Origin of the sequence: Mesorhizobium sp. M7A.F.Ca.MR.362.00.0.0 (assembly GCF_004023175.1) — a bacterium.
Lineage (GTDB): Bacteria > Pseudomonadota > Alphaproteobacteria > Rhizobiales > Rhizobiaceae > Mesorhizobium.
Map to the genome: position 1 here is coordinate 1 of NZ_RZTF01000199.1, position 11,674 is coordinate 11,674.

Consider the following 11,674-nt stretch of genomic DNA (forward strand, 5'->3'; position numbering starts at 1 on the left):
CGAATTGCGAAGGGCAATTCGGGGCAATCCGACCTCTCCCCGAGGGGAGAGGAGGTCGCCAGCGCCGGCACTTTGCTCTTCTCCCCAGCGGGGAGAAGGTGGCCGCGCAGCGGCCGGATGAGGGGGCGCTGCGCTGAAGATTGGCGACAGGCCACAACCCAGCCAATCTCCCCCCTTGAGGGGGAGATGGCCGGCAGGCCAGAGGGGGGCGCGAAGGAACGCAAGCTTGATTCCAGCTACCGAAGTGGCGCGCCGCCTACTGCGCCGCCTTGATCTCGCTGACGATCTTCGAATAGTCGCGCTGGGCGTCGCCGACGTCACGCAACTGCTCGAACTTGACGAGATCGGCCACCGGCATCGCCATGTTGGGGAATTTGGCCAGGAAATCGGCCGGAAGACTTTCCATCGCCGGCTTGTTCGGCACCTTGTAGTCGATGTTCTGCGCCGCCCAGGCGTGGTTCTTGGCGTCGAGCATGAAGTTGATGAACTGGAAGGCGGCGTCCTTGTTGGCGGAGGCCTTCATCACCACCATCGTGTCGACCCAGAGGTCCGAGCCTTCCTTGGGGATGACGTATTTGATCTCGGGCTTTTCGGCGATGCCGTAATTGCACCAGCCGTCCCATGCCTGCACCATCAGCGCCTCGCCGGACACCAGCTTGGAATAGAAGGTGGTGTCGTCATAGGCGAGCAGGGTCTTCTTGGCCGAGATCAGCAGATCCTTGACCTCGGCCATCTTGGCCGGGTCGGTTTCGTTGACCGAATAGCCCTTGTCGAGCTGGCCGGCAGCCAGCAGCCAGCGGTCGGTCGCCAGCATGGTGGTCTTGCCCTTCAATTCGTCGGATGGCGCGAGCAGGTCGCTCCAGCTGGTGGGCGCAACCTTCATCAGGTCCGAACGGTAGCAGAGGCCGGTCGTGCCCCAGGTGTAGGGCACCGAGAATGCATTGCCGGCATCGTGCGGCAGCTTGGTTGCCTCGGGATAGAGATTGGTGAGGTTCGGGATCTTGGCGTGGTCGATCGGCTCGGTCAGGCCGAGCTTGTTCAACACCTCGGCGAAGGGCGAAGAAACGAAGACCACGTCATAGCCCTTGCCGCCGGCGGCGATGAGCTTGCCCATGATCTCTTCATTGGTGGCGTGCACCACCACTTCGCCCGACACGCCGGTGGCGGTCTTGAAGGCGGCCATGGCGTCAGGCGCCATGTAGCCGTCCCAGTTGGAAATGACGAGGTCGGCAGCCGTCGCCGGCGCGGACAGCGCCAAGGCCAGGCCAAGTGCGATCGAAGATGTTTTCAGCGCACGGCGCCGCAGGCTGGTAGCGGTCATGACAGACTCCCATTCCGGTTGATCGTCGAATTGCATTCGCCGGACCAACGCTTGCGACCCTTGCCGCTGCCTCGATCCCGTTCCCTCGGTCTTTTTCTCGCCGATTGCCCTGACAGTACTATTGCAGAAAAAAGTACGTCAATCCATAATTTGCTAAGCGATCGTGGAATCTGGCCGATTGCGTCCGTGCGGGCGATCGGTCAGATCGATGCGGTCATCCCGTTTTCCACCGGACCAGCCATGCAAGCCGCAGCCCGACGACCTCGTACCAACCATCTCGATCTGGCGCAGCGCATCCTGGATGTGGCGCGGCAGCGCGGTTTTGAGCCCGGCGCACGCTTGCCGGAGCAGCAGATCGCCTCGCTGTGCAATGTCTCACGCACGCCGGTGCGGGCGGCACTCGGCCTGCTCGCGGAGCGGGGCGTCGTGCGCTGGGAGGCAGATTCCGGTTATCACCTGGCCATCGACCTCACCGCGCAGGCTTCAGTCGCCACGGAACTGCCCGCCGCCGAGGAGGACGAGTTGGCCGAGGCGATCCTGCGCGACCGGTCGGCGCGTCGGCTGGACCAGACGGTGACCGTCGCGGGGCTGATACGGCGCTACAGTGCCGAGCGCAAGACGGTACTAAAAGCACTCAACAAACTGACCGAAGAGAATTTGTTGGACCGAGCGCCTGGCCAGTCCTGGCTGTTTCGGCGCACGCCCGACGATCCAGAGGCGCAAGGCGACAGCTATGAGTTCCGCTTGCTGCTGGAACCCGCGGCTATCCTGACGCCGGGCTTCCGGCTGGACGGCGCGCGGGCGGCGACGTTGCGCCAGGCTATGGAAGCGCTGGTGGCGCTGCCGGACGCCGCATTCGACACACGCGAGTTCCAGCGGCTGGACATCGATTTTCACGGCATGCTCGCCGAGGGCTGCGCCAACCGCTTCATCGCCGACGCGCTGGCCGATCACCTCAGGCTGCGCCGGCTGCCGGGCATCTATACCGGCGTCAACGTCTTCCGCTTGCGGCAATCGCTGCGCGAACACCTTGTTATACTCGACCATCTTGAAAGCCTGCAGTATGAGGTGGCGGCCGATCTGCTTCGCATCCACCTGCGGCTTTCCCGCAACCAGCGACCGCAAGCGGCCAGTCGCGGGGCGCCCGCCCTGTTCGGCATGATCAGCCGGCCGGAATGACGAGGAATAATTGACGCGTAAAGCCAGCCCGACCATCGCGCTGTTTCCCGAAGCCAGTTTCGGCGCGGCGTTGAATTGCGTCGGCATCGCGCAGGCATTGCGTGCCAAGGGAGCCCGGCCCGTCTTCATTTGCCATGCCGGCTTTTCCGGCGTCTTTGCCGACTATGGTTTCCAGGAATACCAGCTGCCGACCGACGAGCCGCTGAGCGACAGCGAACGCCAGAGCTATTGGCAGGCCTTCGTGCGCCGGCACCTGCCGCATTTCCGGCTGAGCCCGATCGACCAGCTGGAAACCTATGTCGCGCCGACCTGGCAGGCCATCGTCGACACTGCGGTCAATGCCGAGGCGCCGCTGCGCCAATTGCTGGCGCGGCTGAAGCCGGACGCGGTGGTGCTCGACAATGTCATCATGTTCCCGGCGATATCAGCCGCCGGCTGTCCCTGGGTGCGTGTCGTCTCCTGCGCCGAGACCGAGCTGCCGGACACCAATGTGCCGCCCTACCTGTCGGGGCTTGGTGCGGATGACCCGCAACGCGCGGCGTTCGAGGCCAGGTATCTGGCGGCTTGCGCGCCCGCACATGATCGCTTCAACCGTTTCCGGATGGATGCCGGCCTGGCGCCGCTGCCGAAGGGCCTGTTCCTCGAAGCGTCGCCCGACCTCAATTTGCTGCTGACCCCGACGATCGTGCGCCGCGAGCGCGCCGAGCCGCTCGACCCCACGCGCTTCGTCTATCTCGAAGGCTGCGTGCGCTCGGAAGGGCCGTTCGAAGTGCCGGTGTTTCCGCGCAACAAGGGGCCGCTAGTCTATGTCAGCTTCGGCAGCCTCGGCGCCATGGATGTCGGCCTGATCGAGCGCATGCTGGTCGTCTTCGACAGGCTGCCGGCGCGCTTTATTGTCAATGCCGGAGGCCTGCGCGACGCCTACCGTGCGGTGCCGGACAATGTCTATCTCGACGCCTGGTTTCCGCAGCCCTCGGTGGTGGCGAAGTCAGACCTGTTCATCCATCACGGCGGCAACAACAGTTTTTGCGAAGCGCTGCGCTTCGGCGTGCCGTCACTGATCATGCCCTATTGCTGGGACGGACACGACAATGCGCGCCGCGCCGGAGAAACCGGCGTCGGTGACCATATCGGCCGCGACGCCTGGACCGAAGGAGTGTTGGAGAGAGCCATTCTCGGCCTGCTGGCCGACGATGCCATGCGCGCCCGCCTCAAGGACAATGCAGCCCAAATGGCGCTGAAACCTGGAACGGATGTGGCCGCCCAAGCCATACTCTCTTTGACACGGACATGAACGAAATGCCTGACAACAACACGAATATCTCGCTATCCAGCGGCAACGACGCCAAGGCCTGGCTGGCCCGGCACGGGATCAACGAAGTCGAGTGCCTGGTGCCCGACATGAACGGCGTCCTGCGCGGCAAGGCCTTGCCGACGGCCAAATTCCTCCAGGCGCTGGAAGATCGCGCGCTCTATCTGCCGAGCAGCGCTTTCCTGGTCAGCATCGACGGCCGCTACTCCGGCTCGATCGACGAGGGTTTTGCCTATTCGGATCCGGACATGCGCATGGTGCCCGACGTCTCGACGCTCTGCCTGGCGCCCGGCGCCGCTCCCGGCAAGGCCTATGTCTTCGCCGATGCCTTCCATATGGACGACCGGCCCTGGATGGCCTCGCCGCGCCATGTGCTGCGCGCCGTGCTCGACCTCTACGCCAGGCGCGGCTGGCGGGCGGTGGTGGCGCCGGAGCTCGAATTCTATCTGACCGCACCCAATCCCGATCCGGACCAGCCGCTGACCGCTCCGATCGGCGCCAATGGCCGTGCCGAGGGTGTGCAGCATCCCTATGACATGGCCGCACTCGAGGAGTTCGAGCCGGTGATCCGCCGCGTCTATGACTATGCGGCGGCGGCCGGCCTGCCGCTCGACACGCTGATCCATGAATCGGGTACGGCGCAGCTTGAGATCAACTTCCTGCATGGCGATGCGCTGCCGCTGGCCGACAAGGTGCTGCTGTTCAAGCGGCTGACGCGCCAGGCCGCGCAGCAAAGCGGAATGCACGCCACCTTCATGGCCAAGCCGATCGCTGCACAGGCCGGAAGCTCGATGCATCTGCACATGTCGGTCATCGACGAGGCCGGCAGGACTTTGTTTGCCGGCAGCGACGATGCCGACAGCGAGATGTTCGGCCATTTCATCGGCGGCCTGCAGAAATATGTCCCGGAAATCATGCCGCTGTTTGCGCCCAACGTGAACTCGTTCCGCCGCATAAGGCCGAACCACAGCGCGCCGGCCAACATCGAATGGTCGCATGACAACCGTTCCTGCGGCCTGCGCGTGCCGGCCGGGGGCCGCGCGGCGCGGCGGGTGGAGAACCGGCTTCCGGGTGCGGATTCCAATCCTTACCTGGCGATCGCCGGCTCGCTGCTTGCCGGCTATCTTGGCGTCGAACAGAAACTGGCGCGCTCGGCCGAAGCGTCGGGCAATGCCTACAAGATCAAGAGCACGCTGCCGAAAACGATGGAGGAGGCGCTCGACCGTTTCGAGGCTTGCGGCCCGGTGCGAGAGTTGCTCGGCGAGGATTTCTTCCAGACCTATCTGCGCGTCAAGAGCGTGGAGCTCGATCTGTTCCAGGGCGTGGTGACGAGCTGGGAACGCGACCACCTTCTGCTGAAGGTGTGATCATGGCTTCCAGTTCAACGGGTTTCAATTCGGGCCTCGACATCGCCAAATCCTATTATGTCGCCACCGCCAAACCGGCGCCGGACCATCCGGCGCTTGTCGGCGATGTCGAAGCCGACCTGGTGGTCGTCGGTGGCGGCTGCACCGGCCTGTCAGCCGCCCTTCACGCCGCCGAGCGCGGGTTGAAGGTGGTGCTGCTCGAAGGCGGCAAGATCGGCTGGGGCGCGTCGGGCCGCAATGGCGGCCAGATGATCCCCGGCCTGCGCAAGGGCGCCAAGGGCCTGGTCAAACTCTACGGGCCGGAGCGGGCAAAGGTGCTGTTCGATCTTGCCTTCGAGGCACGCGGGCTGGTGCTCGATATCATTGAGCGCCACGCCATCGATTGCGATCTCAGGCTGACCGGCCATCTGGTCGGCGCGGTCAACGGCTCCGACCTCAGGGATCTCGAGGAAGAGGCCGAGTGTCTGGCCACGGTGATGAAATTTCCGCATGCCGAGATCCTGTCGGCGGCGGAAGCCCGCGCCAAGGTCGACACGTCATATCATGGCGCGATGTACGAGCCGCTCGGCGGCCACATGCATCCGCTGAACTACACGCTCGGCCTTGCCCGTGCGGCAGTTGCGGCCGGCGTCATCATCCACGAGAATTCGGTGGCGGTGAAACTGGAGCGCGAGCCTTCGATCCGGGTCTCGACGGCAAAGGGATCGGTTCGGGCCAGACATGTCGTGCTGGCGGGGGACGCGCTGCTCAATGGGCTGGAGCCGCGCGTCAACAGCCGCATCATGCCGGTCGGCAACTATATCGTCGCCACCGAGCCGCTGGAGGGCAAGCGCTATGTCATCCCGGCCAATGTCGCGGTGTCCGACACCCGCTTCGTCGTCAACTACTACCGCATGTCGGCGGATGGACGCCTGCTGTTCGGCGGCGGCGAGCGTTACACGCCGTCACCGCCGGCCGATATCGCCGGCTTCGTGCGGCCGCACATGGAAGCCACCTTTCCGCAGCTCAAGGGCTGCCGCATCGATCACGCCTGGGGTGGGCTGGTGTCGGTGACGACATCACGGCTGCCGCACGTCGGGCACTATGGCGAGGTGTATTTCGCGCATGGCTATTCCGGCAAGGGCGTCATCCTGTCGACGCTGTCGGGCAAGCTGCTGGCCGAAGCGATCACGGGTGATGCCTCGCGGCTGGATTTGTTCTCGACGCTGAGCCCGATGCCGTTCCCCGGCGGCACGGCGTTGCGTGGGCCGCTCTATGTGCTGGGCATGCTGTGGTACGCGATGCGGGATCGTATCAAGCATTGATCAGAGGCAATTGTCGTTAGCACTGCCCCTCACCTGCCTGCCGGCATCCTCTCCCCGTCAACGGGGCGAGGGACGCTGTTGTCGCCGGTATCGCCAATGTTGCAGGAAAGGCGATGGCGTTGCGCCAGCTACTTTCTCCCCGTCACTATACGGGGAGAAATGCCCGGCAGGGCAATGAGGGGCGGCGCTGGCGTTTGAAGAGGTTTCGGGCGATTGATTAGACGACAAAAAAATCCTCGATGCGCTGCCTGGCCTCAACCAGCACCGGCAGTATCTCCCGCTCCATCTCCGCCACCGAAAAACGCGCCGACTGAGTCGAGACGTTGATGGCCGCGACCGTGCGCTCCGCGCGGTCGCGGATCGGCACCGCGATCGAGCGCAGGCCGAGCTCCAGTTCCTCGTCGACGATGGCAAAGCCGTCCGCTTTCGCCTTGCCGATGGCGCCGGCCAGCAGCCTTATATCGGTGATCGTCTTCGGCGTCCGTCTCTCGATGGTCGCCTGGCCGAGGAATGCGTCCAATTCCCTTGATGTCAGCCCGGCCAGCAGGATGCGTCCCATCGAGGTGCAATAGGCCGGCAGCCTGGTGCCGACGTCGAGCGATACGCTGAGGATGCGGCGGCCGGGAATGCGGGCGACATAGACGACATCCTCACCCGACAGGATGGCCGCCGAGCAGGCCTCGTTCAGTTGTGCTGCCACAGAGCGCATGATAGGCGCGGCGAAGGCCCATAGCGAGGCGCCGCCGAGCCAGGTGCGGGCAACCGTCAGCAGGCGCGGCGACAGCGAGAACACGCGGCCGGCCTGTGTTGCATAGCCGGTGGCGGTGAGTGTCAGCAGGAAGCGGCGGGCGCCGGCGCGGGTGAGGCCCGCTTCCTCCGCCATTTCTGTCAGCGTCATGCCCGAGGGATGGCGGGCCAGGATCTCCATGACGGCGAGGCCGCGCTCGAGCGAGCCGACATGATCACGGGAAACAGCCGCTTCGTCCATCTTGTCTCCGCGGAACGGCATCGGCGTCAGGATTGACTCCTCGCCCTCGCTCAGCGTAGAAAGTATCGCATACAAAACATATGTTCGCAATACGAACTTTCTGAAAACCCGGAGCCGATGCGATGGTCAAGTTCCTGCCGCTCAAACAGGCCGTGGCCGAGAATTTGAAAGATGGCGACTCCGTCGCCTTCGAGGGCTTCACCCATCTGATCCCGACGGCGGCGGCGCATGAGGCGATCCGCCAGGGTTTTCGCGACCTGACCCTGATCCGCATGACGCCGGACCTGATCTACGACCAGATGATCGGCATGGGCATGGCGAAGAAGATCGTCTTCTCCTATGTCGGCAATCCCGGCGTCGGCCTGCTGCGGCGCGCCCGCGATGCCATCGAGAACGGCTTTCCGCGCTCACTCGAAATCGAGGAGCACAGCCATGCCGGCATGGCCAATGCCTATGAAGCGGGTGCTGCCGGCCTGCCCTGCGCGGTGTTTCGCGGCTATCGCGGTGCTGGCCTCGCGGCGGTCAACCCGAACATCAAGTCGGTGACCTGTCCGTTCACCGGCGAGGTGCTGGCCGCTGTCCCTTCGATCCGGCCTGACGTCACCTTCATCCATGCCCAGAAGGCCGACAGGAAAGGCAATGTGCTGGTCGAGGGCATCATCGGCATTCAGAAGGAAGCGGTGCTGGCGGCCAAACGCGCTGTGGTGACCGTCGAGGAAGTCGTCGACAATTTCGACGATCTGCACCCCAATCTGACCGTGCTGCCGCGCTGGACGATCGCGGCGATATCGGTCGTGCCCGGCGGCTCGCATCCGTCCTACGCGCACGGCTACTATGCGCGCGACAATGCGGCCTATCTCGAATGGGACGAGATCGCCGCCGACCGTGACAAATTCCAGGCGTGGATGCAGGCCAATGTCATCGAGAAGAGCGCCGATGATTTCGAGTCCAGGGTCGAGCATCTGAGGAAAGCGGCATGAACGAAAATCCCGACTTCACCCCCAACGAGATGATGACCATCGCCGCCAGCCGCGCGCTGCGCAACGACGATGTCTGCTTCGTCGGCATCGGCGCGCCATCGGCCGCCTGCAATGTGGCGCGGCTGACGCATGCGCCTGACATCACCCTGATCTACGAGAGCGGCACGATCGGCACCGCGCCTGACGTGCTGCCGCTGTCGATCGGCGACGGCGAATTGTGCGAGACCGCTATCACCACCGTCGCGGTGCCTGAGATGTTCCGCTACTGGCTGCAGGGCGGCCGCATCTCGATCGGCTTCCTCGGTGCGGCGCAGCTCGACAAATTCGGCAACATCAACACCACGGTTATCGGCGACTATTTCCATCCCAAGACCCGGCTGCCGGGCGGCGGCGGCGCGCCGGAGATCGCGACGTCGTCGAAGGAGATCTACATCACCATGGCGCAGACCAAGCGCGGCATGGTCGAGAAGATCGACTTCTTCACCTCCTTCGGCCATGGCGAGGGTGGTGACCATCGAAAACGGCTTGGCATCGACACCGCCGGCCCGACGCTGCTGATCACCGATCTCGCCATCTGGAAGCCGGATCCGGTGAGCAAGGAATTCACGGTCGTGTCGCTGCATCCCGGCGTCACGCGCCAGCAGGTGAAGGACACCTGTGGCTGGGCGGTTAAGTTCGCGGAGGCGCTTGACGAAACACCGGCGCCAAGCGAACTCGAACTCAAGACATTGCGCGACCTGCAGGCCCGCACCAAGGCGGCGCATGAGGGAACCGGAAAAGCAAAGGCTGCATGACATGGCCGAGGCCTATATCTGCGACTACATCCGCACACCGATCGGCCGCTTCGGCGGTTCGCTGTCTTCGGTACGATCAGACGATCTTGGCGCGATACCGCTGAGGGCATTGGTCGAGCGTAATCCCGGCATCGACTGGCAGGCTATCGACGACGTCGTCTATGGCTGTGCCAACCAGGCCGGCGAGGACAACCGCAACGTGGCGCGCATGGCGCTGCTGCTGGCAGGTCTGCCGAAAGAGATTCCCGGCTCGACGGTCAATCGCCTTTGCGGCTCCGGCATGGATGCGCTGACCATCGCAGCCAGAGCCATCAAGGCCGGCGAGGCGGAGCTGATGGTCGCGGGAGGCGTCGAATCGATGAGCCGGGCGCCCTTCGTCATGCCCAAGGCCGACACGGCGTTCTCGCGCAATGCCGAGATTTACGACACCACCATCGGCTGGCGCTTCGTCAACCCGCTGATGAAGAAGCAGTACGGTGTCGATTCGATGCCGGAGACCGGCGAGAACGTAGCGGAGGAGTTCGCCATCTCTCGTGCTGACCAAGACGCCTTTGCCGTACACAGCCAGGAGAAGGCGGTCGCGGCCCAAGCCAATGGAAGGCTGGCGAAGGAGATCACCTCAGTGACCATCCCGCAGCGCAAGGGCGATGCGATCATTGTCAGCAAGGATGAACACCCCCGCGCTGGCTCAACGGTCGAGGCGCTGGCCAAATTGCCGACGCCGTTCCGGCAAGGCGGCACGGTGACGGCCGGTAATGCCTCCGGCGTCAATGACGGGGCGGCGGCGCTGATCGTCGCTTCCGAGGCGGCGGTGAAGACATATGGCCTGACCCCGATCGCCCGCATTCTCGGCGGGGCCGCCGTAGGCGTGGCGCCGCGCATCATGGGCATCGGCCCGGCGCCGGCGACGCAAAAACTCTGCGCGCGGCTTGGGCTGACCCCGCAACAGTTCGATGTCATCGAGCTCAACGAAGCCTTTGCCTCGCAAGGCATCGCCGTATTGCGCCAGCTTGGCATTGCCGAGGATGCGGAACACGTCAACCCGAATGGCGGCGCCATCGCGCTCGGCCATCCCTTGGGCATGTCGGGTGCCCGCATCTCCGGCACGGCGGCGCTGGAGCTTCGCGAACGTGGCGGCCGTTATGCGCTTGCCACGATGTGCATCGGTGTAGGCCAAGGCATCGCGATCGCGCTGGAACGGGTTTGATCGGCGGCCCTTGCTTGGCCGGCTAAGATCAAGAATCCGGTGCGCGGTTCAAATTTGACCACGTGGACAAAAGTCTGGCGTCGTTCCATACTTCCCCGTCTGACATTTCTAGGAACGGCCGGCTCGACACGGCTGTCGAACAGAGGGGAATGCAATGGAAAACCGGAACAATAAATCGCAGATAAAACGCGAAGGGCTTTCGCGACGCAATGTGCTGGAGCTGGGCGCGCTCGGTTTGGCGGCAGCGATATTGCCAGGCGCCGCCTTCGCGGCGGACAAGAAGCTGAAGGTGGCGGCGATCTTCGCCACGCCGATCGAGGAGCCGTGGGACAACCAGATCCATGTCGCCTTGCAGAGGGCCGAGAAGGAACTCGGCATCGAATACAAATGGTCCGAGAAGGTGCAGACCGCCGATTTCAGCCGCGTCATGCGCGAATATGCGCAAGGCGGCTATGAGCTGGTGCTGGGCGATGCCTTCGCCGCCGAGCGTGAATCGCGCCGCACCGCCAAGCAATTCCCGAAGACCGCCTGGCTGTTCGGCTCCGGCGCCGGCCCGGCGGAACCCAATTTCGGCGTCTTCGACAACTGGATCCACGAGCCGGCCTATCTCTCCGGATTGATCGCCGGCAAGATGTCGAAGTCGGGCACGATCGGCGCCGTCGCGGCGATGGGCATTCCGGAAGTCAACCGGCTGGTCAACGCCTTCTTCGCCGGCGCCAGGGAGGTCAATCCCAACATCAAGAAGAAGGTCGCCTTTATCGGCTCGTTCTTCGATCCGCCCAAGGCCAAGGAAGCGGCTGTCGCGCAGATCGACGCCGGTGTCGACGTCATCTATGCCGAGCGCTTCGGCGTCATCGAAGCCGCGGTGGACAAGAAGATACTTGCGATCTCCAACATGTCCGACCAGTCGAGCCTCGGCCCCGACACGGTCATCACCGGCCCGGTCTGGGACATGTATCCGACGGTCGAGCAGGCGATCAAGCTGGTCAGGGCCGGCGTCTTCACCGCGCAGGACTATGGCGATTTCTCGCGCATGGCCAAGGGCGGCTCGCATCTGGCGCCCTACCACAAGTTCGACAAGACGCTGCCGGCTGATGTGAAGGAGCTGGTCGAAAAGAAGAAGGCCGAGATCCTCGAAGGCAATTTCCGGGTGGATGTGGACGAGAATACGCCGGTTTCGGATTGACGCTCTGGCTTTTGGGGGTTGGTGCTAGGCGCCCCC

The 11,674-nt window shown here is 64.1% G+C and carries 10 protein-coding genes; 8 read left to right on the plus strand and 2 right to left on the minus strand.

Translation table 11 applies throughout. The features are described from left to right. Positions 1-256 precede the first annotated feature (256 nt). Complete coding sequence (locus EOC06_RS22180) at positions 257-1,321, minus strand: spermidine/putrescine ABC transporter substrate-binding protein (RefSeq protein WP_127266967.1); 1,065 nt, start codon at positions 1,319-1,321, stop codon at positions 257-259. A gap of 18 nt (positions 1,322-1,339) precedes the next feature. Between EOC06_RS22180 and EOC06_RS22185 the strand changes: the two genes are divergently transcribed. The 4 genes from EOC06_RS22185 to EOC06_RS22200 are packed head-to-tail and all read left to right on the plus strand — an operon-like array spanning position 1,340 to position 6,483. Continuing rightward, on the plus strand, positions 1,340-2,500 hold the full coding sequence (locus tag EOC06_RS22185; protein WP_245469894.1) for a GntR family transcriptional regulator: 1,161 nt from the start codon (positions 1,340-1,342) through the stop codon (positions 2,498-2,500). A gap of 10 nt (positions 2,501-2,510) precedes the next feature. Beyond that, complete coding sequence (locus tag EOC06_RS22190; RefSeq protein WP_128308790.1) at positions 2,511-3,794, plus strand: glycosyltransferase; 1,284 nt, start codon at positions 2,511-2,513, stop codon at positions 3,792-3,794. A 5-nt stretch (positions 3,795-3,799) separates the two neighbouring features. Further along, a complete protein-coding gene (locus EOC06_RS22195) occupies positions 3,800-5,179 on the plus strand; it encodes a glutamine synthetase family protein (RefSeq protein ID WP_128308794.1) in 1,380 nt (459 codons plus the stop codon). 2 nt (positions 5,180-5,181) lie between these two features. Continuing rightward, positions 5,182-6,483 carry an FAD-binding oxidoreductase gene (locus EOC06_RS22200; protein WP_128308791.1) on the plus strand — a complete coding sequence of 434 codons (1,302 nt, stop codon included), beginning with the start codon at positions 5,182-5,184 and terminating at the stop codon, positions 6,481-6,483. Between the two features lie 217 nt (positions 6,484-6,700). Here the strand turns inward: EOC06_RS22200 and EOC06_RS22205 are convergent, their stop codons facing one another. Next, positions 6,701-7,471: an IclR family transcriptional regulator C-terminal domain-containing protein gene (locus EOC06_RS22205; RefSeq protein WP_128308792.1), complete on the minus strand. Its 771-nt coding sequence runs from the start codon at positions 7,469-7,471 to the stop codon at positions 6,701-6,703. Positions 7,472-7,593: 122 nt separating this feature from the next. Here EOC06_RS22205 and EOC06_RS22210 point away from each other — a divergent pair, with 122 nt between their 5' ends. From EOC06_RS22210 to EOC06_RS22225, 4 genes are all read left to right on the plus strand, one after another. Beyond that, complete coding sequence (locus tag EOC06_RS22210; protein WP_128290027.1) at positions 7,594-8,451, plus strand: CoA transferase subunit A; 858 nt, start codon at positions 7,594-7,596, stop codon at positions 8,449-8,451. After that, entirely contained in the window at positions 8,448-9,245 is a 798-nt protein-coding gene (locus EOC06_RS22215; RefSeq protein WP_127320985.1) for a CoA-transferase subunit beta, read from the plus strand. The genes EOC06_RS22210 and EOC06_RS22215 overlap by 4 nt, the downstream gene beginning before the upstream one ends. Position 9,246: 1 nt before the next feature. Continuing rightward, positions 9,247-10,452: a 3-oxoadipyl-CoA thiolase gene (gene pcaF / locus EOC06_RS22220; RefSeq protein WP_128308795.1), complete on the plus strand. Its 1,206-nt coding sequence runs from the start codon at positions 9,247-9,249 to the stop codon at positions 10,450-10,452. Positions 10,453-10,606: 154 nt separating this feature from the next. Then, positions 10,607-11,638 carry a BMP family protein gene (locus EOC06_RS22225; protein WP_128308793.1) on the plus strand — a complete coding sequence of 344 codons (1,032 nt, stop codon included), beginning with the start codon at positions 10,607-10,609 and terminating at the stop codon, positions 11,636-11,638. Positions 11,639-11,674: the final 36 nt, after the last annotated feature.